This window comes from Tersicoccus solisilvae, from assembly GCF_014643255.1.
GTDB lineage: Bacteria > Actinomycetota > Actinomycetes > Actinomycetales > Micrococcaceae > Tersicoccus > Tersicoccus solisilvae.
Genome location: NZ_BMJI01000029.1, coordinates 1 through 23,617 on the forward strand (window position 1 = coordinate 1; position 23,617 = coordinate 23,617).

Annotated in this window: 20 protein-coding genes, 4 tRNA genes and 1 pseudogene; 14 read left to right on the forward strand and 11 right to left on the reverse strand. The window is 72.9% G+C overall.

Going from position 1 to position 23,617, the window contains the following annotated elements; translation table 11 throughout:
* The 5 genes from def to IEX22_RS14535 all read right to left on the reverse strand — a co-directional run.
* On the reverse strand, nucleotides 1-588 hold a 588-nt coding region (def, locus tag IEX22_RS14515), incomplete at its 3' end, for a peptide deformylase (protein ID WP_188669120.1).
* 122 nt (nucleotides 589-710) lie between these two features.
* Entirely contained in the window at nucleotides 711-1,688 is a 978-nt protein-coding gene (locus tag IEX22_RS14520; RefSeq protein ID WP_229660078.1) for a cytochrome, read from the reverse strand.
* Between the two features lie 126 nt (nucleotides 1,689-1,814).
* Nucleotides 1,815-1,886: transfer RNA gene (locus tag IEX22_RS14525), tRNA-Val, on the reverse strand.
* 36 nt (nucleotides 1,887-1,922) lie between these two features.
* Nucleotides 1,923-1,996 (reverse strand) — tRNA-Cys (locus IEX22_RS14530).
* A gap of 82 nt (nucleotides 1,997-2,078) precedes the next feature.
* Nucleotides 2,079-2,151, reverse strand: a tRNA-Gly gene (locus IEX22_RS14535).
* A gap of 244 nt (nucleotides 2,152-2,395) precedes the next feature.
* On the opposite strand from IEX22_RS14535, the gene IEX22_RS14540 reads away from it, so the two are divergent.
* Together IEX22_RS14540 and IEX22_RS14545 are read left to right on the forward strand one after the other, a co-directional pair.
* Nucleotides 2,396-2,467: transfer RNA gene (locus tag IEX22_RS14540), tRNA-Val, on the forward strand.
* Nucleotides 2,468-2,655: 188 nt separating this feature from the next.
* Nucleotides 2,656-3,021: an antitoxin gene (locus IEX22_RS14545; protein WP_188669121.1), complete on the forward strand. Its 366-nt coding sequence runs from the start codon at nucleotides 2,656-2,658 to the stop codon at nucleotides 3,019-3,021.
* A gap of 127 nt (nucleotides 3,022-3,148) precedes the next feature.
* Here the strand turns inward: IEX22_RS14545 and zapE are convergent, their stop codons facing one another.
* Nucleotides 3,149-4,183, reverse strand: coding sequence for a cell division protein ZapE (zapE, locus tag IEX22_RS14550; protein ID WP_188669122.1), 1,035 nt, complete (start codon nucleotides 4,181-4,183; stop codon nucleotides 3,149-3,151).
* Nucleotides 4,184-4,375: 192 nt separating this feature from the next.
* Here zapE and IEX22_RS14555 point away from each other — a divergent pair, with 192 nt between their 5' ends.
* Together IEX22_RS14555 and IEX22_RS14560 are read left to right on the forward strand one after the other, a co-directional pair.
* A complete protein-coding gene (locus IEX22_RS14555) occupies nucleotides 4,376-5,293 on the forward strand; it encodes a sulfurtransferase (protein WP_188669123.1) in 918 nt (305 codons plus the stop codon).
* A gap of 142 nt (nucleotides 5,294-5,435) precedes the next feature.
* Entirely contained in the window at nucleotides 5,436-5,909 is a 474-nt protein-coding gene (locus IEX22_RS14560; RefSeq protein ID WP_229660079.1) for a SufE family protein, read from the forward strand.
* A 167-nt stretch (nucleotides 5,910-6,076) separates the two neighbouring features.
* Here the strand turns inward: IEX22_RS14560 and IEX22_RS14565 are convergent, their stop codons facing one another.
* Nucleotides 6,077-7,303, reverse strand: coding sequence for an alpha/beta hydrolase family protein (locus tag IEX22_RS14565; protein WP_188669124.1), 1,227 nt, complete (start codon nucleotides 7,301-7,303; stop codon nucleotides 6,077-6,079).
* Between the two features lie 104 nt (nucleotides 7,304-7,407).
* Between IEX22_RS14565 and IEX22_RS14570 the strand changes: the two genes are divergently transcribed.
* The 9 genes from IEX22_RS14570 (at nucleotide 7,408) to IEX22_RS14610 (ending at nucleotide 15,804) form a co-directional block, all read left to right on the forward strand.
* Nucleotides 7,408-7,884, forward strand: coding sequence for a hypothetical protein (locus IEX22_RS14570; protein ID WP_188669125.1), 477 nt, complete (start codon nucleotides 7,408-7,410; stop codon nucleotides 7,882-7,884).
* A gap of 153 nt (nucleotides 7,885-8,037) precedes the next feature.
* On the forward strand, nucleotides 8,038-8,496 hold the full coding sequence (gene msrB, locus IEX22_RS14575; protein WP_188669126.1) for a peptide-methionine (R)-S-oxide reductase MsrB: 459 nt from the start codon (nucleotides 8,038-8,040) through the stop codon (nucleotides 8,494-8,496).
* A gap of 81 nt (nucleotides 8,497-8,577) precedes the next feature.
* Nucleotides 8,578-9,213, forward strand: coding sequence for a DUF3000 domain-containing protein (locus IEX22_RS14580; protein WP_438816632.1), 636 nt, complete (start codon nucleotides 8,578-8,580; stop codon nucleotides 9,211-9,213).
* A 42-nt stretch (nucleotides 9,214-9,255) separates the two neighbouring features.
* Nucleotides 9,256-10,590 (forward strand): HRDC domain-containing protein, encoded by a 1,335-nt coding sequence (locus IEX22_RS14585; protein WP_188669127.1) that lies wholly within the window; start codon nucleotides 9,256-9,258, stop codon nucleotides 10,588-10,590.
* A gap of 101 nt (nucleotides 10,591-10,691) precedes the next feature.
* Nucleotides 10,692-11,948, forward strand: coding sequence for a thiolase family protein (locus IEX22_RS14590; RefSeq protein WP_229660080.1), 1,257 nt, complete (start codon nucleotides 10,692-10,694; stop codon nucleotides 11,946-11,948).
* On the forward strand, nucleotides 11,945-14,074 hold the full coding sequence (locus IEX22_RS14595; protein ID WP_188669128.1) for a 3-hydroxyacyl-CoA dehydrogenase NAD-binding domain-containing protein: 2,130 nt from the start codon (nucleotides 11,945-11,947) through the stop codon (nucleotides 14,072-14,074). The genes IEX22_RS14590 and IEX22_RS14595 overlap by 4 nt, the downstream gene beginning before the upstream one ends.
* A 59-nt stretch (nucleotides 14,075-14,133) precedes the next feature.
* Nucleotides 14,134-14,796, forward strand: coding sequence for a TetR/AcrR family transcriptional regulator (locus IEX22_RS16050; RefSeq protein WP_188669129.1), 663 nt, complete (start codon nucleotides 14,134-14,136; stop codon nucleotides 14,794-14,796).
* Complete coding sequence (locus IEX22_RS14605) at nucleotides 14,793-15,236, forward strand: anthrone oxygenase family protein (RefSeq protein WP_188669130.1); 444 nt, start codon at nucleotides 14,793-14,795, stop codon at nucleotides 15,234-15,236. The genes IEX22_RS16050 and IEX22_RS14605 overlap by 4 nt, the downstream gene beginning before the upstream one ends.
* A gap of 109 nt (nucleotides 15,237-15,345) precedes the next feature.
* The gene (locus IEX22_RS14610; RefSeq protein ID WP_188669131.1) at nucleotides 15,346-15,804 is read left to right on the forward strand and encodes a QcrA and Rieske domain-containing protein; all 459 of its coding nucleotides are present in this window, start codon (nucleotides 15,346-15,348) and stop codon (nucleotides 15,802-15,804) included.
* 147 nt (nucleotides 15,805-15,951) lie between these two features.
* Here IEX22_RS14610 and IEX22_RS14615 read toward each other — a convergent pair whose 3' ends face one another.
* Nucleotides 15,952-16,926 (reverse strand): aldo/keto reductase, encoded by a 975-nt coding sequence (locus tag IEX22_RS14615; RefSeq protein WP_188669132.1) that lies wholly within the window; start codon nucleotides 16,924-16,926, stop codon nucleotides 15,952-15,954.
* Between the two features lie 91 nt (nucleotides 16,927-17,017).
* Entirely contained in the window at nucleotides 17,018-19,039 is a 2,022-nt protein-coding gene (gene dxs / locus IEX22_RS14620; RefSeq protein ID WP_188669133.1) for a 1-deoxy-D-xylulose-5-phosphate synthase, read from the reverse strand.
* 145 nt (nucleotides 19,040-19,184) lie between these two features.
* On the opposite strand from dxs, the gene IEX22_RS14625 reads away from it, so the two are divergent.
* Entirely contained in the window at nucleotides 19,185-20,297 is a 1,113-nt protein-coding gene (locus tag IEX22_RS14625) for a carboxylate-amine ligase (RefSeq protein ID WP_188669134.1), read from the forward strand.
* Between the two features lie 71 nt (nucleotides 20,298-20,368).
* Here the strand turns inward: IEX22_RS14625 and IEX22_RS14630 are convergent, their stop codons facing one another.
* Nucleotides 20,369-23,446 (reverse strand): aconitate hydratase, encoded by a 3,078-nt coding sequence (locus IEX22_RS14630; RefSeq protein WP_438816633.1) that lies wholly within the window; start codon nucleotides 23,444-23,446, stop codon nucleotides 20,369-20,371.
* Nucleotides 23,328-23,617 (reverse strand): annotated as a pseudogene (locus tag IEX22_RS14635) (class I SAM-dependent RNA methyltransferase); the annotation flags it as partial. The pseudogene IEX22_RS14635 and the gene IEX22_RS14630, both read right to left, overlap by 119 nt.

The following is a 23,617-nucleotide window of genomic DNA, read 5'->3' on the forward strand; positions in this document are numbered from 1 at the left end:
GGTCCGCGGAGCGGCGGGCCGCGTGCCCGCACCGGCCGGGCGCTCCCGGCCCGCGACCGGGTCGAGGGCGCGCCGCTCGGCCTCCACCTGCGCTGCGGCCGTGCGCCAGTCGTCGGTGCGCAGGGCCGCCATCACGGTGCGGCGCTCCTCACCGGTGAGCCGGTCGAGATAGAGCCTGCCGTCGAGATGGTCGGTCTCGTGCTGCAGGCACCGGGCCAGCATCCCCTCCCCGGTGACGGTCACGGGCGCGCCGGTGACGTCCAGCCCGGTGACGGTGGCCCGGTGGGCACGCGTGGTGTGGCCGCCGATCGCGGGCACGGAGAGGCACCCCTCCATGCCGGCCTGGGTCTGCTCCTCGACGGTGAGGACGGGGTTGACGACGTGCCCGGAGGAACCGTCGACCTCCCAGGTGAAGACCCGCAGTCCGACGCCCACCTGCGGGCCGGCGAGCCCGACGCCCCCGACGGCGATCATCGTCTCGTGCATGTCCGCGACCAGCCGGGCGAGCGCGTCGTCGAACCGGGTGACGGTCTCGGCCTGGGTCCGCAGGATCGGGTCGCCCAGCACCCGGACGGGCAGTATCGCCATCGCTGTCGTCGCGCTCCTCGTGTCTGGTCCGGCCGTCATGTCGTCGGTTCGTGGTCGGCCCGCGCATGATCCCGCCCGGTCCGGCGCACCAGTCTAGTGGCCGACACGGCCGGCGGTGGCGCTCAGCTGCCGGCGGCCGACGCCGTCCCGGCCAGTGCGGAGACCGCCGTCGCCCCGGCGGGCCGGCGCGGCTCCTCCGGTCCCCCGGCCGTCGCCTCGACCGCCGGTCCGGCCGCCTCCGGTCGGACCGCCGGTGATCCGGCGGGCGGCGGGGCGATCGGCAGCAGCGCGCGACCGGCGGCGGTGGCGTTGGCGGTGGTCTCCCAGACCCGCCGCAGCGAGCAGAACTTGTACCAGTGGTGGGCGAGCACGTCGTCGCGCGCCCGCATGGGCCGCACCTCGGTCTGCCCGATCGCCACCGGCAGCAGCAGCGGGCTCTGCCCATGGGGGAAGGGCTCCCAGATGCCGGCCTCGGCGTCGACGAGCCACTCCTGCGCCTTCATCCCGGCGACGAGCTGCATGACGACCTTCTCGTCCATGGCCTTGACGAAGCCGTCCCGGTCGGTGCCCTTGGTCTTGAAGTCGATGAGGCAGACGCGCCCGCCGATCCGGGCGATCAGATCGAGGGTGCCGGCGTAGCCGACGTCCTGGTTCCAGACGGTCGCCTCGGCGGCGATCGGCTCCACCTGGTAGGCGGTCCACCACTCGTCGAACCGATCGGCGAACTGCTGCTCGCCGTGCGCCGCGAGATCCTCCCGGGCCTCCCGGGCCCGGTGCTCGCGGCCCAGGGCGCGCAGGGCGACCTGTTCGGCGTAGTGGTGCACGCGGTCCCCGCGCTCGGCGGCGGTGTTGCGGTACTGCTCGGCGGCCGACGCGGCCTCGCGCACGAGGGGGCGGAGCTGCCCCGGGTCTCCCGCGGCGCTCAGCAGCCCGGGATGGGAGGCGAGATGGTTGGCGGCCATGTAGCCGGACCAGCCGGTGAGGTCGGTGGCCTGCTGGCCGATGACGGTCGTGATGGACGGCACCGTCGGCTGCGCACTCGTCGACCTCGAGTACATCCGTCCGTGTTCGGTCTGGTGAGCCAGCCTCGGTTGCGTCATGCCTTCACTCTCCCACCGGCCACCGACGTTTCTCGAACGCCCGCGCCGACTCCGCCGATCCGGCGCCGGGACGACGCCCCGGGATGCACGAAGGCCCCGGCGGTCGCCCGCCGGGGCCTTCCTTCGTGCGCGATACTGGGATCGAACCAGTGACCTCTTCCGTGTCAGGGAAGCGCGCTACCGCTGCGCCAATCGCGCCCATGTCGCCGTCGGGGGATCGAGATCCTCCGGGGCTGGAGGTGGGGACGGGATTCGAACCCGCGTATACGGCTTTGCAGGCCGCTGCCTCGCCTCTCGGCCACCCCACCGTGACCTGATGGTCCACTCGGACCGCCGTCCGGAGGCCGGACTGGAGGCCCGGATCACCGACTGACTGAACAGTGACGTGCGAGCGGACGACGGGATTCGAACCCGCGACATCCACCTTGGCAAGGTGGTGCTCTACCAGCTGAGCTACGTCCGCATGAAGAAACCGGCCCGCCTCGGGGCGGTGCCGCCGTGTTCTTGCGAGAAATGACTCTACAGGCGCGGCGGCGCAGTTCCAAATCGGCCCCAGAACCCCGCGTTCCCGCGGAATTCAGCCCCTCGTGGCCTCGTCGGCGCCACCGCGGTCACCGGCCCGCGACGGGGTCGGCCAGCCGATTTCGTGCGCGCGGGGGACTCCGCTACGATGGTGAATCGCTGCCCGGCCGCCGGGCGGTACGCGAGGGCGATTAGCGCAGTGGTAGCGCGCTTCGTTCACACCGAAGAGGTCACTGGTTCGAACCCAGTATCGCCCACCGCATCGAAGGGTCCCGGAGTCGCTCCGGGACCCTTTCTCGTCGCCGGACGCGTCCCGTGGCCCCGCGGTTCCGCCGGTGGTGAAACCACCGTCCCCGGGGCCCGGCACCTCCCCACCACGGGCACTCGCTGCCCTACCATGGTGCGCACACGGAGGCGACGGGCCTCCCGGCAGAAAGGAGGTGGCATGTCTGCTTTCGACAATCTGAAGGGCAAGGCCTCGGATCTGATGGGAAAGGCCGCTGACGCCGTCCGCGGTCACGAGGATCAGGTGAAGCAGGGCATCGAGAAGGCCGGCGATTTCATCGACCAGAAGACCGGCGGGAAGTACGCCGACCGCATCGATTCCGTGCAGCAGAAGGCCGGCGACGCGGTGAACCGTCTCGGTTCATCGGACCGGACCGGAGAGACCGGAACCACCCCGGGCACCACGCCCGGCGCGGGGACCGGCACCACCGGGACCGGCACGCCCGGCACCGAGACCCCCTCCGCGCCCACCGAGGACGCGACGCAGCCCGACCCGACGAAGGTGGACCCCGACCTGGGGCGCTGACGTCGCGACGGGCAGCCGCGGCCGCGTGAGGCGGACGGAGCAACGCCCAGACGAATGATCGAGCCGTGAGCCGGCGTCACCTCCGGGTGACGTCGGCTCACGTGTGTCCGGGCCCGGTTCCGCGAGGTCAGCCGGTGGTGCCGCCCTCCCGCGTCAGCGCGGTGAGCCGGGACACCGCCCGGAAGTACTTCTTCAGGTAACCGCCGGCCATCATCTCCTCGGAGAAGAGGCGGTCCAGCGGCTCGCCGCTGGCGATGATGGGCACGTCCTTGTCGTAGAGGCGGTCGGCGAGCACGACGAACCGCAGCGCCTGGTCCTGCCGGGTGATCGTCCGCACGCCACGCCAGGCGACGACGTCCACGCCGTCGATCAGCTGCCGGTACCGGCTGGGGTGCACGCGGGAGAGGTGCTCCACCAGCGCCTCGACGTCGTCCAGGGCCACGGTCCGCCCGTCCCGCGCGGCGGCGTCCGCGGCGGCGGTCACGGCGTCGTCGGCGAGCGGCTGCGGCGCGGCGGGCAGACCGCGGTGCCGGTAGTCCTCGCCGTCGATGCGCACGACGTCGAACTGGTCGGCGAGCACCTGGATCTCGCGCTTGAAGTCGACCGCGGCGAAACGGCCCTCCCCCAGCGAACCGGGCAGCGTGTTGGAGGTGGCGGCGAGCTTGACACCGGCGTCGGAGAGCTCGCGCATCAGCCGGGACATCATCACCGTGTCGCCCGGGTCGTCGAGCTCGAACTCGTCGATGCAGACCAGGCGGTAGCCGCGCAGTTCGTCCACCGCCCGCCGGAAGGACATCGCCCCCACCAGGTTGGTGTACTCGACGAACGTGCCGAACGCCTTCGGGCCCTCCACCGCGTGCCACAGCGAGGCGAGCAGGTGGGTCTTGCCGACGCCGAAGCCGCCGTCGAGGTAGATGCCGGCCTTCGTCTCGGGGGCGCGGGCGCCGAAGAGCCTGCGCCACCCGGAGGGGGCGGGCGCGTCGATGGAGGCGGCGAAGGCCTTCAGCTCGTGCACCGCCTCGGCCTGGCTGGGCTGGGCGGGGTCCGGGCGGTACGTGTCGAACGAGACCTCCCCGAAGCGCGGTGAGGGGTGGAAGCCCGCCAGCAGGTCCTCGGCGGAGACCGCCGGCTGCCGGTCCACCAGGTGCACGATCTCGCCCACGGCGTCAATCCTCCCAGGGTGCGTCGGTTCGGTGCCATCCCACAGTACGGCAGCGGCTGGTCGCGCCCGCCCGCGCGCGCTCGCGCGTGCGTGTGGCGTCCGATGACGCGGGCCCCGGACGGGCCGGACACCGTCGGACGCCCGCGACTAGGGTGGGGCTGGACCAGACCCCGACCGGAAGAAGGATCTCCGATGACGATCGCAGCGGATGCGAACGAGAAGTTCCGCGCCTACGCCCACCCGGACCGGCTCGTCTCGACCGACTGGGTGGCCGAGCGCCTCGATTCCTCGCACCCGGAACACGGCGGCTTCGTCCTGGTGGAGTCCGACGAGGACGTCCTGCTGTACGAGACCGGGCACGTCCCGGGTGCGGTGAAGATCGACTGGCACACCGACCTGAACGACCCGGTGACCCGCGACTACGTCGACGGCGCCCCCTTCGCGCGGCTGATGAGCGCCAAGGGCATCGCCCGTGATTCCACCGTCGTCATCTACGGCGACAAGTCGAACTGGTGGGCCGCCTACGCCCTCTGGGTCTTCACCCTGTTCGGCCACGAGGACGTGCGCCTGATGGACGGCGGCCGCGACAAGTGGGTGGCCGAGGGCCGCGAGCTGACCACCGAGACCCCGCAGCCGTCACCGGCCGACTACCCCGAGGTCGAGCGCTCCGACGAGGCGATCCGTGCCTTCAAGGAGGACGTGCTCGCCCACTTCGGCAAGCCGCTGATCGACGTCCGCTCCCCCGAGGAGTACTCCGGCGCGAAGACGCACATGCCCGCCTACCCGCAGGAGGGCGCCCTGCGCGGCGGTCACATCCCGTCCGCCGCGTCGGTGCCGTGGGCGAAGGCCGCCGCGGAGGACGGCTCGTTCAAGTCCCGCGACGAGCTGGAGAAGGTGTACCTCGACGGCGCCGGCCTGAAGGCGGGCGACGACGTGATCGCGTACTGCCGGATCGGCGAGCGCTCCAGCCACACCTGGTTCGTGCTCCAGCACCTGCTCGGCTTCGACTCGGTCCGCAACTACGACGGGTCCTGGACGGAGTGGGGCAACGCGGTGCGCGTGCCGATCGCCACCGGCGAGCAGCCCGGCGAGGCGCCCGCGGCGCGCTGACGCCACCCTTCCCCCGGGACGATGCCCCGGGGCGGGCGTCGTGGACCACGGTCCGCGGCGCCCGTCGTCGTTCCCGGTCGCCGTCGCCCGGTGTGGCGTGCGCGACGGCGGCAGGCGGCCCGCGGAACTAGACTGGCTGACCGTGAGCAGCACCCCCCTCTCCCCCGCCCTGCCCGACAAGCTCGCCGAGATCGTCGACGACTTCCAGGCCGTCGACGAACGCGAGCGCCTGCAGCTGCTGCTCGAGTTCTCCCGTGAGCTCGCCGACCTGCCGGCGGAGTACGGGCAGCACCCCGAGCTGCTCGAGCAGGTCGTGGAGTGCCAGACGCCGTTGTTCGTCAAGGTCGACGTCGCCGACGGCGGCGCCCGGGTCGATCTGCACTTCTCCGCTCCCGCCGAGGCGCCGACGACGCGTGGCTTCGCCAGCGTGCTGCAGCAGGGCCTGGCCGGCTCGACCGCGGCCCAGGTGCTCGCCGTCCCCGAGGACACCCCCGACATGCTCGGCCTCACGCGCGCCGTCACCCCGCTGCGGATGCGCGGCATGGGCGCGATGCTGATGCGGATCAAGCGCCAGGTCGCCCAGCAGCTCGCCGCCCGGGACGCCTCCGCCTCCTGACCCGGCCGGGTGCACCGGAGCCGACCGCCGACCGTGCGGAAGACGCGCGCATTCCGGCCGGATGACTGCCGTCTCCGCACACTCGGCGGAGACCGAGCAGGAACGCCGAGCGCGGAGTCGCCAGCGGGTCGCCAGCGGAGTCGCCAGCGAGTCGCCAGCGGGTCGGCTCAGCCCGGCGCCGGCGTCGCTGCCCGCAGTGCGGTCGGCAGCCAGTCGGCGACGACGGCCTCCCACCGTTCCGGGTCCACGTTCCACTCCTTCGTGTGGCGCGCGCGCTCGAACGGCACGAAGCTGACGAACTCCGGGTTGCGCCGGGCCAGCTCCTCGGAGGGGCCGGCGGGCACGAAGTCGTCGTCGACGGAGTGGACGATCAGGGTCGGGGTGCGCAGGTGGTCGGCTCGGGACACCCAGTCCATGCTCTTCAGATCCACCGGGGCCGCCAGCCCGGTGACGGCCCGGCCCGCCGGGTGGGAGATCATCAACTGGGAGAACTGACCGATCGAGTCCGGCACCCGGTTCAGCCTCGCCTGGTAGCCCAGCACGTCCGTCCAGTTCACCACCGGGGCGTCCAGGACGAGGGCGGCGATCCGGTCGGCCCGGGACGACTGGTCGACCGTCTGCAGCGCCACCGCCCCACCCATCGAGTACCCGAGCAGGACGATGCGCTCGGCGCCGTGGTCCAGCGCGAAGCCGATGGCGGCGTCGACGTCGCGCCACTCGGTGCCCCCCAGCCCGTAGCGGCCCCCGTCCGCACGCGGTGCCTCCCCGTCGTTGCGGTAGGAGATCGCGAGCATCGTGTAGCCGAGCCGGTGCATCACCGCCGCGCCGCGCAGCGTCTCGCTGCGCCGCGCTCCCCGCCCATGGATGCCGATCACCCACGTGGCCGCCTCCGGCGCCCCGGGGTCGGCCGGGTCGATGCGCCAGGCCGGGGCCAGCCCCGCCGGGGTGCCGACCTGCACGTCCTCGTGGTCGAGGCCGAGCTCAGCGGGCTCGGCGATGATGTCCCCCGACCACCAGCCGCGGACGGCACCGGCCAGCGCCGTCTCGTCGCCGCCGGTCACCGCCCGGGTCACGGTCGACCCGTCCAGCGACAGGATCTCGCCGATCAGGGCGCGGTGGGCGCCCCCGTCCACGTACAGGGCGTAGCGGCCCGGCACGGTCGTCTCGGCATTGGCGGGCAGCACCACGCGGCGCTCGCCCGGGGCGCCCGCGACGGCGAGGATCTCCAGATCCTCGCGACGCCGGTTCGGGATCACGATCATGCGCGCGTAGTAGGCCGCCAGGCCCGACGACGTCGCGGCCAGCACCGACGCGACGGCGGCGCCGGCCGCGAGACCAGTACCACCCCAGCGCAGCCAGGGCAGCAGCGTCCGGGAGCCGGGGTCGATCGCCATGCGCCATTCGTACCACGCGCCCCTGAGGGCGAGCGGGCACCACCCTCCGAGGCGGCTGCGGGTCGCGGGAGCCCCCCGCGGCGCGTCCCCACTAGACTTCCGGCATGAGCGAGACGATCGTCGTGCTGACCGAACAGCCGCTGTTGGAGGCGGACGCCGCCAATCTCACCGCCCTGCACCCGGACCGCGACGTCGACTTCCACGTGGTTCTGCCCTCGCGCACCGGCAGGTCCCTGCTGGTCGAGCTGATCGACCGCCTCAGCCTCTTCGAGCTGCCCGACCGGGCCCGCGACGAGGGCGGGGCGCCCCACCGGCCCCGGCCCGACGACGCCCTGCAGCGCTCGCTCGACGTGCTCGGGCGGACGGGCGCCACCGCCACCGGAGAGGTGGCGACCGAGAAGCCCGTCGACGCGCTGGTCGCGGCGGTCCGCGCGCACGACGCGCGGGAGGCGGTCGTGATCACGGCGCCGCACGCGGTCGAGGACACCTTCCACACCGACTGGGCCACGAAGGCCCAGGACACGCTGGGCCTTCCCGTGCTGCACCTGTACTCCGGGTCCAGCTTCATCGGCGACTCCTGAGCCACCGGTTCCGGTCCGCCCGCGGGCCGGCGCCGGAATACGTGTCGCCGCCCGCCGCGTTGACGAGCACGGGACCCGAGAGGCTGGGCCCCGTCCAGGGACACCGAAGGGGACGCCACCGAACACGTCCCCACCACAGCATCGAGGAGCACCGTGACCGACCAGCCGACCCGCACCGTGACCAGGTCCGAGGACGAGTGGCGCCGGGAGCTGACGCCCGAGGAGTTCGCCGTCCTGCGCCGCGCGGGCACCGAACGCCCCTACACCGGCGAGTACTGGGACACGCACACGACCGGGGTCTACCAGTGCCGCGCCTGCGGCGCCGAACTCTTCCGCAGCGACGCGAAGTTCGACTCGCACTGCGGCTGGCCCTCGTTCTTCGCCCCGTTGGCCGAGGAACGCGTCCGCTACATCCGCGACGCCACCCTCGGCATGGAGCGCATCGAGGTCCGCTGCGCGGCCTGCGACTCGCACCTCGGGCACGTCTTCGAGGGTGAGGGCTACGACACCCCGACCGACCTGCGCTACTGCATCAACTCGATCTCCATGCGCCTGGTGCCGGACGACACCACGGTCGACGGCGATGCCGGATCCGCTCCCGCGGCACCCTGACGTCGGCACCGGGGTGTATCGCGCGCACCCGCGCGGCGCGCCTCGACCGCCCACCGGTGGCCGCCCACTAGTGTTCCGAACGTGACCACGATCGGCGGCCTCGAGCACGCGCCGGCCGACTTCCGCACGGCCCTCGGCGCCCTCCGACGCGCGCGGGTGCGCCGCGAGTTGGCCCTGCACGAGATCCCCGCCCCGAGCCGGCTGGCTCCGTTCGCCGTGGCCCTCGGTGCGGACGTCACCGCCGACGCGACCGGGCCCACCCCGGTGCACGGACCGGCGCGGCTGGCGCTCGGCGACGTCGACGCCCCGGAGCTGGCCCACGGCCGGTTCATCCTGCTGCACGACCCGGACGGCTCTCCCGTCTGGGACGGCCACTTCCGCATCGTCACGTACATCCGGGCCGAGCTCGAACCCGAGATGGGCAACGATCAGATGCTCGGCTCGGTCGCCTGGACGTGGCTGCAGGAGGCCCTGGCCGACCACGGCGCCGCGTTCCGGCAGGCCGGCGGCACGGCCACGCGGATCCTCTCGGAGAGCTACGGTTCCCTCGCGGGTCGGCCCGACGCCGTCGACATCGAGCTGCGCGCGTCGTGGACGCCGGCCGACGCCGACGTCACCGATCACCTGGAGGCGTGGGGGGACATGGTGTGCACCTTCGCCGGCCTGCCCCCGCTGCCCGCGGGGGTCGCCTCGCTGCCGGGACGCCGGCTGACCTGAGTCGCCGTCTGACCTGTGCGGACGGGATATCCTTGACCCGACATGACAACTGGCCCCTCCTCCCGGCAGACACGGCCCGACGCCACCCCGTCGCCCGCCGCTGACGGCTCTCCCGCCGAAGCCCCCGCCCCCGTCGTCGATCTCCTCGATCCGGCCGAGGGCATTCCCCCGGTGATCGACACGCCCGACGGGCTCGACCGTGCCGCGCGTGCCCTCGCCGCCGGCACCGGGCCCGTCGCGGTCGACGCCGAGCGCGCGTCCGGGTTCCGATACGGGCAGCGCGCCTTCCTCGTGCAGCTCCGTCGCGCGGGCGCCGGCACGTGGCTCGTCGACCCCGAGGCGCTCGACGGGCTGGAGCCGCTGCAGGAGGCGCTCACAGACGTCGAGTGGGTGCTGCACGCGGCGTCCCAGGACCTGCCGTGCCTGGCGGAGCAGGGCATGCGTCCCGATCTGCTCTTCGACACCGAGCTCGCCGCGCGGCTGCTCGGCATGCCCCGTGTCGGCCTCGGCGCCGTGATCGAGGCCGAGCTGGGACTGCACCTGGCCAAGGAGCACTCGGCGGTCGACTGGTCGACCCGGCCGCTGCCCGAGCCGTGGTTGCGCTATGCGGCCCTGGACGTCGAGGTGCTGGTGGCGCTGCGGGACACCCTGGCCGCCCGGCTGACCGAGACCGGCAAGGACGAAATCGCCCGCCAGGAGTTCGAGCACGTGCGGTTGACCACGGCCCCGGTCGTGCGGGCCGACCCGTGGCGCCGCACGTCCGGCCTGCACCAGGTCCGCGAGCGACGCCAGCTGGCCGCCGTCCGGGAGCTGTGGCTCGAGCGCGACCGTCTCGCCCGGCACCGCGACGTCGCCCCGGGCCGGCTGATCCCCGACTCCGCGATCGTCGCCGCCGCCCACGCCATGCCGCAGACTGTTCCCCAGTTGCTGGAGACCCGCGGCTTCCACGGCCGGGCCGCGCGCCGCGAGGCGCCCCGCTGGCTGCGCGCGATCGACGCCGCCCGCACCACCGAGGACCTGCCCCCGCTGCACGTGCCCGGCGACTCGCCGCCGCCCGTGCGGCAGTGGGCGGACAAGGACCCGCTCGCCGCGGCGCGGCTGACCGCGGCGCGGAACGGGATCGCCGACGTCGCCGAGCAGTGGACCATCCCGGTCGAGAACGTCCTCACGCCCGACGTGCTGCGCCGGCTGATCTGGCGGCCGCCGATCGCCGGTGCGCACGCCGACCTCGACGCGGTCGACGCCGCGCTCGCGTCCTCGGGCGCCCGCCCGTGGCAGCGCGAGCTGGTCGGCGGCATCCTCCTGGACGCGCTACGCCTCACCGATCCCGCGGCGGCGCCGTCCCCGGCGGCCTCGAGCCGGTCCGCACACGGCTGACGCCGTCGCTGACGTGGCGGGTTGAGTCCAGAAGTTACTCGTGGGTAACATCGTGGTGTGCGTGAACCGGCGCACACCACGATCCGTGCGAGGAGTCATCCGTGAACCAGAGGCAGCTGCGGGAGGTCGTCTTCGTCGACGGCGTCCGCACCCCGTTCGGCAGGGCGGGCGAGAAGGGCTACTACGCCGGCACCCGGGCCGACGACCTGGTGGTGCGCTGCATCCGCGACCTGCTCCGCCGCCATCCCGAACTGCCGCCCGAGCGCATCGACGACGTCGCCATCGCCGCCACGACCCAGTCCGGTGACCAGGGACTGACCATCGGGCGCACCGCCGCGCTGCTGGCCGGGCTGCCGCGATCCGTCCCCGGCTTCGCGATCGACCGGATGTGTGCCGGCGCCATGACCGCCGTCACCACGACGGCGTCGGGCATCGCGTTCGGCGCGTACGACGTCGTCATCGCCGGCGGCGTCGAGCACATGGGCCACCACCCCATGGGTGCCGGTGCCGACCCGAATCCGCGTTTCGTCAGCGAGCGGCTCGTCGATCCCGCCGCCCTGAACATGGGCAACACCGCGGAGAACCTGCACGACCGTTTCCCCGCCATCACCAGGGAGCGCACCGACCGGTACGCGGCCGCCAGCCAGCGCAAGCTCGCCGCGGCCTACGCGGCGGGGCAGATCCAGCCGGACCTGGTGCCGGTCGCCACGCGCAAGGACGGCGCCGGCTGGGAGCTGCGCACCGTGGACGAGCCGCCGCGGCCCGGCACCACCGTCGAGGACCTGGCCGAGCTGCGCACCCCGTTCCGCGCGCACGGCCGCGTCACCGCGGGCAACGCCGCGGGCCTGAACGACGGTGCGACCACGGCGCTGCTGGCCTCCGAGGAGGCCGCGGGCGAGCTGGGCCTGCCCGTGAAGATGCGGCTGGTCTCCTTCGCGTTCGCCGGCGTCGAGCCGGAGGTGATGGGCGTCGGTCCCGTGCCCGCGACGGAGAAGGCCCTGCGCAGCGCGGGCCTGTCCATCGACGACATCGGCCTGTTCGAGATCAACGAGGCGTTCGCCGTCCAGGTGCTCTCGTTCCTGGACCACTTCGGCATCGCCGACGACGACCCGCGCGTCAACCGGTACGGCGGCGCCATCGCCGTCGGGCACCCGCTCGCCTCCTCCGGTGTGCGCCTGATGTCGCAGCTGGCCCGCCAGTTCGAGGAGGACCCGTCCGTCCGGTACGGCATCACGACGATGTGCATCGGCCTCGGCATGGGCGCCACCGTCATCTGGGAGAACCCCCACCACGCCGAGTACGGCAGCACGACCGGCGAGAGCAGCAGCACCGCGAGCACCGAAGGAGTCCGGGCATGAGCGCCGACACCACCACCAGCCAGTTCCAGTCCCTCGCGGACGCCTTTGCCGACGAGGTCGTCACCCACTCCCTCGTCACCGACATCGCCCTGCCCGGCGGCGCCGGCACGATGGCGCTGATCACCCTGGACAACGGCCAGGACCACCGGCGCCCGACGACGCTCGGCCCGAACACCCTGGTGGAACTCGGCCGCACGCTGGAGAAGCTGGCCGATCGGGCCGCCGCGGGCGAGATCGTCGCCGTCGGCGTCACCGGCAAGCCGCACTACCTGGTCGCCGGCGCCGATCTGTCCGCCACGCAGCGGCTGAGCGGCCAGGAGCAGGGCCGGCAGATGGCGCGCCTGGGCCACCACGTGTACGGGCTGCTGAGCTCGCTCGGCGTGCCGAGCTTCGTGTTCATCAACGGCGTGGCCCTGGGCGGCGGCCTGGAGATCGCGCTGAACGCGGACTACCGGACCGTCTCCACCGCCGCCGGCGCGCTGGCCCTGCCCGAGGTGTACCTCGGCCTGGTGCCCGGCTGGGGCGGCATCTATCTACTCCCCCGGCTGATCGGTCCGGCGAAGGCGGAGCAGGTGATCTTCGAGAACGCGCTGGCCAACAACCGGACGCTGAGCGGCGCCCAGGCGTATGAGCTCGGCATCGCCGACGCCCTGTTCGAGGGCGCCGACTTCCTGGAGCGATCCCTGGCCTGGGCCGCCGACGTGCTCACCGGCGCGGTGACGGTCACCCGACCGGACGCCCTCGACGACGCCACCATCGACCACGCCGCGTGGGACGCCGCCGTCGCCAAGGCCCGCGCCGTGGTCACCGCCCGCACCTCGAACGCCACACCGGCCCCCCAGCGGGCGCTGCAGCTGTTCGACCAGGGGCGGCACCGGACCAGGGCCGAGGCGTTCGCCGCGGAGGACGACGCCCTGGCCGAGCTGATCGCCACCCCGGAGTTCCAGACCACGGTGTACGGCTTCCTCGAGCTCGTGCAGAAGCGGGCGAAGCGGCCCGCCGGCGCCCCCGACCCGACGCTCGCCCGCCCGGTCACCAAGGTCGGCGTCGTCGGCGCCGGGCTGATGGCCGGCCAGCTCGCCCTGCTGTTCGCGCGCCGCCTGACCGTGCCCGTCGTGATGACCGACGTCGACCAGGCGCGCGTGGACAAGGGCGTCGCCTACGTGCACGCCGAGGTGGCCAAGCTGCGCGAGAAGGGCCGGATCGGCGCCGACGCCGCCAACCGGATCACCGCCCTGGTCACCGGCACGGTCGACAAGGGTCAGTTCGCCGACGCGGACTTCGTGATCGAGGCGGTGTTCGAGGAGCTCTCGGTCAAGAAGACCGTGTTCGCCGAGGTCGAGGCCGTGGTGCGGGAGGACTGCATCCTCGCCACCAACACGTCGTCGCTCTCCGTCACGGCCATGGCGGAGGACCTGGCTCACCCCGAGCGGGTGGTCGGCTTCCACTTCTTCAACCCGGTGGCCGTGCTGCCGCTGCTGGAGATCGTGCGCGCGCCGAAGACCGACGACGCCGTGCTCGCCACCGCGTTCGCCGTCGCGAAGGGCCTGAAGAAGAGCGCCGTGCTCGTCACGGACTCCGCCGCGTTCGTGGTCAACCGCATCCTCGGGCGCATGTTCGGGGAGATCACGGCCGTGTTCGACGAGGGCACCGACGCGCACGTCGCGGACACCGCGCTGGCCCCGATGGGCCTGCCGATGACGCCGTTCGCGCTGCTGGCGCTGGTCGGCCTGCCGGTGGGCGCGCACGTGCAGGAGTCCCTGCACGCGGCGTTCGGCGACCGGTTCCACGTCTCGGCGAACCAGCAGCGCCTGATCGATGCCGGCCGGACCAGCCTGTTCGAGAAGGACGCCGACGGCAACGACGTCGTCACCGACGAGACGCTGGCGCTGCTCGAGATCGGGGACTCCCCGTCGACCGCCGCGCAGGTGCTGACCCGCACGCAGGACGCGCTCGCCGACGAGATCTGGCGGATGCTCGACGAGGGCGTCGTCGCCGGCCCGGAGGACATCGACCTGTGCATGATCCTCGGTGCCGGCTGGCCGCTGCACCTCGGGGGCATCACGCCGTATCTGGATCGGGTCGGTGCGTCCGAGCGGGTCACCGGCCGCCGCTTCCACGCCTGACGCCCACCGCCGGCCGGCCGGACTTACCAACCGGCCGGCAGGTAGGTAGGTTGGTTGGTATGCCGACTCCGGAAGCACGCGTTCGGGACGGCGCCGCCACCCGGCGCCGCGCGCTGCACGTCGCCCTCGACCTGTTCACGCGCCAGGGGTACGGGGCGACCTCGCTGCGTCAGATCGCCGAGGAACTCGGCATCACGAAGGCCTCGCTCTACTACCACTTCCCCCGCAAGGACGCGATCCTGCAGGCGATCCTCCAGGAACGGGGCACGGAGGCGGAGGACGTGCTGGCCTGGCTGCGCGCTCAGCCCCCCCCTGCCGCCGCCCTCGAACCGGCGGTCCTGCGCTGGGTGGAGTCGAGCTCGGCGGAGAAGCTGCGGGGCATCCGGTTCCTGCAGGCCAATCCCCTGGTCGCCGACGGTCTGGCGGGCACCGGGGCCGAACGCATCGGCACCCCGTTGGCCACCCTCGCCGACGAGCTCGTGGCGCTGGTGCCGCACCCGGCGCCCGAGGACGCGTTGCTGCTGCGGATGGCGCTGCTGAGCATCAACGCGGCGGTCGCGGCGGCGGCGCAGTCGGACGTCGATGACGACGTCGTCCTGGCCGCGGCGCGGCGCTCGGCCCGCGCGCTGGTGCGCGAGCTCCTGGCCGATCTCCCGCGCGACGAACCTCGGGAGCCGCCGGGGGTGGCGCGGGTGTCGCCCGGGACGGAGGACCGACGATGACCGCGGTCCACGTCGTGCAGCTGGTGCTCGTCGGCCTGCTCGCCGGCGAGGAGTTCATCGTGCGCTGGGGGCTGCACCCGGCCCTGGCCACCCTGCCCGAGGACGCCCACGTCCGCACCCGCATCGCCCTCGTGCACCGGCTCAAGGTCGTGGTGCCCGCCCTGATGGTGCCCGCAGTGGTGGCGACGGTCGCGGTGCTCGTGGTGGCCGGCCCCGCGCCCGGGCTGGGCTGGCGGATCGCGGGCGCGATGGCCCTGCTCGTGTTCGTCCTCGCCTCGTTCCTCGGGACCGTCCCGATCAACATCGGCGTCGACGCGTGGGACCCGGCCGCTCCCCCGCCGGACTGGCGCGACGTCGTCCTCCGCTGGGCGCGCCTCGACGTGCTGCGCTCGGCCGCCGCGATCGCCGCCTTCATCCTGTTCGCGATCGCTTCCGGCTGACGCGGAGCCGGCGGCTCGCCTGCCGCGCGGCTGGGCGTTGCCCCTGAATCGTCCCGGAGGACGACGACGGTGCTGGGCGGGGCCTCGGGGCGCCCCTAGAGTGACCGGCATGGAACAGCCGTCCCCGTCACCGTCCCGCCGCGTGGTCATCACCCTGTCGTCCTCGGTGGCCGCGGCCGCGGCCCTGGCCGCCTGCGCCCCCACGAACGCGGGCGGTTCCTCGGCCGGCGGCACGTCCGCCCCGGGCGCGGCGCCCGCCACGTCGGCCGGCGGACGCGGCCCCGAGCTGGCGAAGGCGTCCGACGTGCCGGTCGGGAGCAGCAAGCTCGTCGGCAGCGGCAATGCGCAGGTGTTCCTCTCGCACCCGTCGGCGGACACCTTCCGGGCGTTCAGCCCGTCCTGCACCCATCAGGGATGCACCGTGGAGGTGCGCTCCGACATCTTCCACTGCCCGTGCCACGGCTCCGAGTTCGCCCTCGCCGACGGCGCCGTCCTGCAAGGACCCGCCGAGCGGCCGCTGATCGAGCGGAAGGTCACCGTCGCGGACGGGACCGTCTACCTCGCCTGACGCCCCACCGCCGTGACTTAGCCGGTTCCGCCCGAACACCCTCCTCCAAGAGCCCCACCTGCGGGAGAGAACCGCTAGGTCGCGACAAGGGGTCCGAGCGGGGCGGCGTCTCGAATCGGCCGGCGATGGGTCACCCGCACCGGTTCGTCAGAACGGGGCGACCTTCTCGGCCGGCGGGAAGATCTCGTCGAGCTCGGCGAGGTCCTCGGCCGTCGGCTGCCAGCGGACGGAGGCGGCGTTCGTCGTCGCCTGCTCCGGGCGGGTGGCCCCGGCGATCACACTGGCGACGGCGGGCCGGGACGCCAGCCACGAGAAGGCGACCTCCACCTCGGTCAGGTCCCGGTTCTCGGCGTACGCCGAGAACCGGGTCAGCTGCCGCCAGTCGGTGGTGTCCAGCAGGCCGCTGCGGGAATGGGTGAGCCGGGATCCCTCCGGGGCCTTGCCGCCCGCGTACTTGCCGGTCAGCAGGCCGTTGGCCAGCGGGAAGTAGGGCAGCACGCCGATGCCGTACGCGGTCGCGGCGGGTAGCACCTCCTGCTCGGCGCGCCGGTCCAGCAGGTTGTACGCGTTCTCGGCGGACACGAAGCGGGCGGTGCCGCGGATCCGGGCGGTGAACTCCGCCTCGGCGATCTGCCAGCCCGCGCGGTTGGAGTGCCCGACGTAGCGGACCTTGCCCGCGCGGACCAGGTCGTCGAGCGCTTCGAGAGTCTCGTCGATCGGGGTGACGCCGTCGGGCGTGTGGTAGTGGTACAGGTCGATCCAGTCGGTGCCGAGGCGGCGCAGCGAGTGGTCGACCGCCGTCATGATGTACCGCCGGGAGCCGCGCGCGCCGTTCCAGGGCCCGTTGCCGCCGCGGGTGTCCATCCCGAACTTGGTGGCGACCACGGCCTCGTCGCGCCGCCGGCCGAGGCTCTTGCCGAGCAGCTCCTCGCTCAACCCCGGCGTCTTCCCGTAGTTGTCGGCGACGTCGAAGAGGGTGATGCCGGCGTCCAGCGCGGCGCCCACGACGGCCTGACTGCCCTTCAGGGTCTCGCTCGCGGTGTCGGCCCGGCCGAGGTTGTTGCAGCCCAGGCCGACCACGGAGACGGTCAGGCCCGAGGTGCCCAGTTGACGGAGTTCCATCGCTCCAGTCTAGGGAGCCGATGGGTGATTCCCGGTGTCCGCCCACGTCACGGACGTGACCGGGTCGTCGTGCGGAACCCGGTTCGCCGGGTCAGCCTCGCGGGCGGCGCGTCTCCGACCCGCTGTCCGGGATGGCGCCGTCCTCGGTGACGGGGTCGGCGTCGGCGGGCAGCGGCCGGGCGTACGGCACCTTGGCGCCGAGCACCTGGGCGACGGTGTCCTGGGCGATCTGCTGACCGGTCAGCCCCACCCGGGCGAGCACCTGCGAGCGGGAGCCGTGGGCGAGGAACTCGACGGGCAGGCCGACCTCGTTCAGGGCGGTGTCCACCCCAGCGGCGCGCATGTGCTGTCGCAGCCGGGAGCCGACGCCCCCGGCCTTGACGCCGTCCTCGATGACGACGACGATCCGGTGCCGCGCGGCCATCGCGACGACCGAGTCCGCGACCGGCAGCACCCACCGCGGGTCGATCACGGTGGCGGAGATCCCCTGGTCGGCGAGCCGGCGGCTGACGTCCAGCGCCAGTTCGCTCATCGCTCCGACGCTGACCAGCAGCACGTCGGCGGCCGCCTCGGTGACCGGACCGCCGGTGTTCGCCGGGCGGGCGAGGACATCGACGCCGTCGTCGGTGCGCTCCACCGCCGCGACGGCCGGACCGACGGACCCCTTGGAGAACCGCACCACGGAGGGGGCGTCGTCGATGGCGACCGCCTCCCGCAGTTCCTCCCGCAGGGTGTCCGCGTCGCGGGGGGCGGCCAGGTGCAGGCCGGGCACGATCTGCAGCAACGAGAGGTCCCACATGCCGTGGTGGGACGGGCCGTCGGGGCCGGTGACTCCGGCGCGGTCCAGGACGAGGGTGACGCCGGCGCGGTGCAGGGCGACGTCCATCACCAGCTGGTCGAATGCCCGGTTGAGGAACGTCGCGTACAGGCACACCACCGGGTGCAGCCCGCCGAAGGCCATGCCCGCGGCGGAGGCGACGGCGTGCTGCTCGGCGATGCCGACGTCGAACACGCGGTCCGGGTGCCGCGCGGCCATGGTGTGCAGGCCGACGGGGATGGTCATGGCGCCGGTGATGCCGACGATGTCGTCCCGCTCGTCGGCGATCGCGGCGATCTCCTCGCTGAACACCGAGGTCCAGGAGCGGGCGCCGGGTTTCTCCAGCGGCATCCCGGTCTCGGGGTTGATCACGCCGACGGCGTGGAACTGGTCCGCCTCGTCCGCGCGGGCCGGCGCGTAGCCGCGGCCCTTCTCGGTCAGGGCGTGCACGATGACGGGGCCCTGGTACCGCTTCGCCTGGCCGAGGGCGTCCTCGACGGCGCCGAGGTCGTGCCCGTCGATCGGGCCGATGTACTTCATGCCGAGGTCCTCGAACAGGCCCTGCGGCGCCCACCAGTCCTTGATGCCCTTCTTGGTGGCGTGCAGGCTCTTGTACGCGAACTGGCCGACCACGCCGGCGTTCTGCAGCCGTTCCTTCCAGAAGTCCAGCGTGCCCTCGTAGGCCGGGGCGGTGCGGACGCGGTCGATGCCGGCGCGCAGCGCGGCCAGGTGGTCCGCCAGCCCGCCGATGGTCGGCGCGTAGGAGCGGCCGTTGTCGTTGACGACGATGACGACCCGGCGGTCCCGGTCCGCCGCGATGTTGTTGATGGCCTCCCAGGCCATGCCCCCGGTCAGGGCGCCGTCGCCGACGACGACCACCGTCCACCGGTCGTCCTCCCCGCGCAGCCGGCGGGCCTTGGAGATCCCGTCCGCCCAGGACAGCGAGCTGGAGGCGTGGGAGCTCTCGACGATGTCGTGCACCGATTCGCCGCGGTCCGGGTAGCCGGAGAGCCCGCCCTCCTGGCGCAGCGTGCTGAAGTCCTGGCGCCCGGTGACGAGCTTGTGCACGTACGACTGGTGCCCGGTGTCGAAGACGATGCTGTCCCGCGGGGAGTCGAAGACGCGGTGCAGGCCGAGGGTGAGCTCGACGACCCCGAGGTTGGGGCCCAGGTGCCCGCCGGTGCGGGAGACGTTCACGACGAGGAAGTCGCGGATCTCGGCGGCCAGCTTCTCCAGCTGCGCCGGGGTGAGACGACTGAGGTCCTGGGGGTGGGCGATGGTCTCCAGCAGGCCCATGGTCCGGCTCCTTCCCGCCCGGTGGCATCACCGTGCGAACTCTCCACTGTACGCCGGGCAGCCGCACGGGCGCTGCAGCCGGGCCGGTGTTCCACCCGCCGGACGCCGGCATGCGGGCGGCGGCGCCGTTCGCTAGCCTCGGAGCATGGCCGACGATGCCGCCACCGTCACGCCACGCACCCTGGGGGTCGAGGAGGAGTTCCACCTCGTGGACCTGGACACCCGGACGCTGGCGTCCCGAGCACCCGACCTGCTCCCCCTGCTGCCCGACGACGGCTACGTCGCGGAGCTGCAGCGCTGCTGCGTGGAGACCAACAGCGCCGTGGCCACCGACCTGGAGGCGCTGCGCGCGGACCTCGTCCGGCGTCGTGCGGTGCTGGCCGGGACCGCGGCGGGCCTCGGGCTCGGCGTCGCCGCGGCCGGCGCTATGCCGCTGGCCGCGACGCTGCCGCTGGAACCGAGCGAGGGACCGCGGTACCAGCGCATGTTCACCGACTACGCGGTGCTGGCCCGGGAGCAGCTGGTCTGCGGCTCGCAGGTGCACGTCGGCGTCGCCGACCGGGACGACGCCGTGCGGGTGGCGCCACGGCTGGCCGCGTGGCTGCCGACCCTGCTGGCCCTGAGCGCGTCCAGCCCGTTCAGCGCCGACGGGACGGACACCGGGTACGCCAGCACCCGCACCCTGCTCTGGCAGCGCTGGCCCACCACCGGTACCGCCCTGCGGGCCCGGGACGCGGCCGACTACGACGCGCAGGTGGCCGCGCTCGTCGCGACCGGGGTGATCGCTGACGCCGGCATGGTCTACACGGACGTCCGCCCCGCCACGGTCGCCCCCACGCTCGAACTGCGGCTGTGCGACAGCTGTCCCGACCTGGACACGCTCATCCTCATCGCCGGGCTCTACCGCGCCCTCGTCGAGCGCGAGCTCGCCGGGTTGCGCGCGGACCCGGACCGCGCTCCGGTGCCCGAGACCCTGGCCCGGGCGGCGCGGTGGCGGGCCGCCCGGTCGGGGTTGGAGGGCGACCTGATCGACGTGCCGACGGCGACACCGCGACCCGCGGCGACCGTGGTGCGGGACCTGACCGAGGCGCTGGCTCCGTGGCTCGAGGCGACCGGGGATCTGGCGCAGGTGCATGCGTTGCAGGAGCGGGTGCTCGCCGCCGGCTCCTCCGCCGCCCAGCAGCGGCGGGCGCTGGCCCGCCGGGGCCGGGCCGCCGACGTCGTCGACCTGCTCGTGGGCCAGACCGCCGCCGGCTGAGGCACCCACCCACGGCGAAGGGCCCGGGGGTCACTCCCCCGGGCCCTTCGGTGTGGCCGGCGTGGCTCGCGCTACTGGGCGATCTGACGCAGCACGTACTGCAGGATGCCGCCGTTGCGGTAGTAGTCGGCCTCACCCGGCGTGTCGATGCGCAGCACGGCGTCGAAGGACACGTCCTCGCCCCCGTCCTTGCTCGCCACGACGGAGAGCGTCTTCGGGGTGGTGCCCTCGTTCAGCGCGGTGACGCCGGTGATGGCGAACGTCTCCGTGCCGTCCAGGCCCAGCGAGTCGGCGGTCTGCCCGGCCGGGAACTGCAGGGGCAGCACGCCCATGCCGATCAGGTTGGACCGGTGGATCCGCTCGTAGGACTCGGCGATGACGGCCTTGATGCCCAGCAGCGCGGTGCCCTTGGCCGCCCAGTCGCGGGAGGACCCGGAGCCGTACTCCTTGCCGGCCAGGACGACCAGCGGGGTGCCGGCGGCCTGGTAGTTCACCGACGCGTCGTACACCGCGGCCTGCTCGCCGCCGTTGGTGAAGTCCCGGGTGAACCCGCCCTCGACGCCGTCGAGCAGCTGGTTCTTGATCCGGATGTTCGCGAACGTGCCGCGGATCATCACCTCGTGGTTGCCGCGGCGGGAGCCGTAGGAGTTGAAGTCCTTGCGCTCGACGCCGTGCTCGGTCAGGTACCGGCCCGCGGGGGTGTCGGACTTGAACGAGCCGGCCGGGGAGATGTGGTCGGTCGTCACGGAGTCGCCGAGCTTGAGCAGCACCCGGGCGCCGGTGATGTCCTCGACCGGGGTGGTCTCCATCGACATGCCCTCGAAGTACGGGGGCTTGCGCACGTAGGTGGACTCGGAGTCCCACGCGAAGGTGTCGCCGGCCGGGGTCGGCAGCTGCTGCCACCGCTCGTCACCGTCGAAGATCGTGCTGTACTCCTCGTCGAACATCGACGTGTCGATCGAACCGTCGATGATGTGCTGCACCTCGGCCGGGTCCGGCCAGATGTCGGCGAGGAAGACGTCGTTGCCGGCCTCGTCCTGCCCGAGCGCGTCGTTGGCGAAGTCGAAGTCCATCGTCCCGGCCAGCGCGTAGGCGATGACCAGCGGCGGGGACGCCAGGTAGTTCATCTTCACGTCCGGGTTGATCCGGCCCTCGAAGTTGCGGTTGCCCGACAGGACGGCGCTCACCGCGAGGTCGTTGTCCTGGACGGCCTGGCTGATCTCGGACTCCAGCGGGCCGGAGTTGCCGATGCAGGTGGTGCAGCCGTAACCGACGATGTAGAAGCCCAGCTTCTCCAGGTACGGCACCAGCCCGGACTTCTCGTAGTAGTCGGTGACGACCTTCGACCCGGGCGCGACCGAGGTCTTGACCCACGGCTTGGAGGCGAGGCCCTTCTCGACGGCGTTGCGCGCGAGCACGGCCGCGGCCATCATCACCGACGGGTTGGACGTGTTGGTGCAGGAGGTGATCGAGGCGATCGAGACGGCGCCGTGGTCCAGCTCGAACTCGCGGCCGTCGTCCATCCGCACCGTGACGGGGTGGTTGGCCCGCCCGTGATCGGGCTCCGTCCGGGAGACCGTGTGGTGGTCGGAGTCCTTGACGTGGGTGTCCGTGTTCGCCATGTAGGTGGGCGGGTCGGACGCCGGGAAGGACTGCTCGACGGCCTCGTCCACCGTCGGGCCCTCGGCCTCCACGGAGACGTGCACGTAGTTCTCCAGATCCGAGCGGAACTGCTGCTTGGCGTTGGTCAGCTCGATCCGGTCCTGCGGCCGCTTCGGGCCGGAGATGGACGGGACGACCGTGGAGAGGTCCAGCTCGAGGTACTCGGAGAACGCGATCTCCGTGGACGGGTCGTGCCAGAGGCCCTGCTCCTTGGTGTACGCCTCGACCAGGTCGACGTTCTCCTGGCTGCGGCCGGTCAGGCGCAGGTACTCGAGGGTGACGTCGTCGATCGGGAAGATCGCGGCGGTCGAACCGAACTCGGGGCTCATGTTGCCGATCGTGGCACGGTTGGCCAGCGGGACCGCCGCGACCCCCTCGCCGTAGAACTCGACGAACTTGCCGACGACACCGTGCTTGCGCAGCATCTCGGTGATGGTCAGCACCACGTCGGTCGCGGTGGCGCCGGACGGGATGGAGCCGGTCAGCTTGAAGCCGACGACGCGCGGGATGAGCATCGAGATGGGCTGCCCGAGCATGGCCGCCTCGGCCTCGATGCCACCGACGCCCCAGCCGAGCACGCCCAGGCCGTTCTCCATGGTGGTGTGGGAGTCGGTGCCCACGCAGGTGTCGGGGTAGGCGCGGAGGTTGCCGTCGACCTCACGGGTCATGACCGTGCGCGCCAGGTGCTCGATGTTGACCTGGTGGACGATGCCCATGCCCGGGGGGACGACCTTGAAGTCGTCGAACGCGGTCTGGCCCCAGCGCAGGAACTGGTACCGCTCGCCGTTGCGCTGGTACTCGATGTCCATGTTCCGCTCGATGGCGTTGCCGGTGCCGAACACGTCGATCTGCACGGAGTGGTCGATCACCAGCTCGGCGGGGGCCAGCGGGTTGACGCGCTTCGGGTCGCCGCCCAGGTCCTTGATCGCCTCGCGCATGGTGGCGAGGTCGACGACGCAGGGGACGCCGGTGAAGTCCTGCATGATGACGCGGGCCGGGGTGAACTGGATCTCGGTGTCCGGCTCGGCGTCGGGGTTCCACGAGCCGAGGGCTCGGATGTGGTCGGCGGTGATGTTGGCGCCGTCCTCGGTGCGGAGCAGGTTCTCCAGCAGCACCTTGAGGCTGTAGGGCAGCTTCTCGGACCCCTCGACGGCGTTCAGCCGGAAGATCTCGTACTGCTTGCCCTTGACGTCAAGGACGCCCTTGGAACCAAAACTGTCGACTGCGCTCACAGCGACGCTCCTCTCGCTTCCGTCTGATGACTCACGACCCGCCGCCGTCGGCGGGTGCAGCCTGATCGGGGTCCCTTCCCCGGCCGACGGGCAGATCCATCCTAGCCGTTCGGGGTGGCCTGTCCGGGCATGCCGTTCAGCCCGGCGGCGGGGTGAGCAGGGCGAAGGACTCCAGGTGGTGGGTGTCCGGGTACAGGTCGAAGGCCCGCAGCGTGCGCAGGCTCCAGCCCGCGGCGCGGAACCGGCCGAGATCACGCGCGAACGACGCCGGGTCGCACGAGACGTACGCGAGCCGGGCGGGCGGGGCGGCGATCAGCCGGTCGGTGACCCGGCGATCCAGGCCCACGCGAGGCGGGTCGACGACGACGGCGTCCGCGGGGGCGGGCGCGGCGGGCGTCTCCCCCGGCCCGCCGCGGCGCGCGCCGC

What these genes read in the sequence shown, in the direction of transcription:
- IEX22_RS14520 (WP_229660078.1), bottom strand. Translation starts at nt 1,688, where the DNA reads ATGACGCAACCGAGGCTGGCTCACCAGACCGAACACGGACGGATGTAC.
- IEX22_RS14545 (WP_188669121.1), top strand. Translation starts at nt 2,656, where the DNA reads ATGTCTGCTTTCGACAATCTGAAGGGCAAGGCCTCGGATCTGATGGGA.
- IEX22_RS14555 (WP_188669123.1), top strand. Translation starts at nt 4,376, where the DNA reads ATGACGATCGCAGCGGATGCGAACGAGAAGTTCCGCGCCTACGCCCAC.
- IEX22_RS14565 (WP_188669124.1), bottom strand. Translation starts at nt 7,303, where the DNA reads ATGGCGATCGACCCCGGCTCCCGGACGCTGCTGCCCTGGCTGCGCTGG.
- IEX22_RS14570 (WP_188669125.1), top strand. Translation starts at nt 7,408, where the DNA reads ATGAGCGAGACGATCGTCGTGCTGACCGAACAGCCGCTGTTGGAGGCG.
- IEX22_RS14585 (WP_188669127.1), top strand. Translation starts at nt 9,256, where the DNA reads ATGACAACTGGCCCCTCCTCCCGGCAGACACGGCCCGACGCCACCCCG.
- IEX22_RS14595 (WP_188669128.1), top strand. Translation starts at nt 11,945, where the DNA reads ATGAGCGCCGACACCACCACCAGCCAGTTCCAGTCCCTCGCGGACGCC.
- IEX22_RS16050 (WP_188669129.1), top strand. Translation starts at nt 14,134, where the DNA reads ATGCCGACTCCGGAAGCACGCGTTCGGGACGGCGCCGCCACCCGGCGC.
- IEX22_RS14605 (WP_188669130.1), top strand. Translation starts at nt 14,793, where the DNA reads ATGACCGCGGTCCACGTCGTGCAGCTGGTGCTCGTCGGCCTGCTCGCC.
- IEX22_RS14610 (WP_188669131.1), top strand. Translation starts at nt 15,346, where the DNA reads ATGGAACAGCCGTCCCCGTCACCGTCCCGCCGCGTGGTCATCACCCTG.
- IEX22_RS14615 (WP_188669132.1), bottom strand. Translation starts at nt 16,926, where the DNA reads ATGGAACTCCGTCAACTGGGCACCTCGGGCCTGACCGTCTCCGTGGTC.
- dxs (WP_188669133.1), bottom strand. Translation starts at nt 19,039, where the DNA reads ATGGGCCTGCTGGAGACCATCGCCCACCCCCAGGACCTCAGTCGTCTC.
- IEX22_RS14625 (WP_188669134.1), top strand. Translation starts at nt 19,185, where the DNA reads ATGGCCGACGATGCCGCCACCGTCACGCCACGCACCCTGGGGGTCGAG.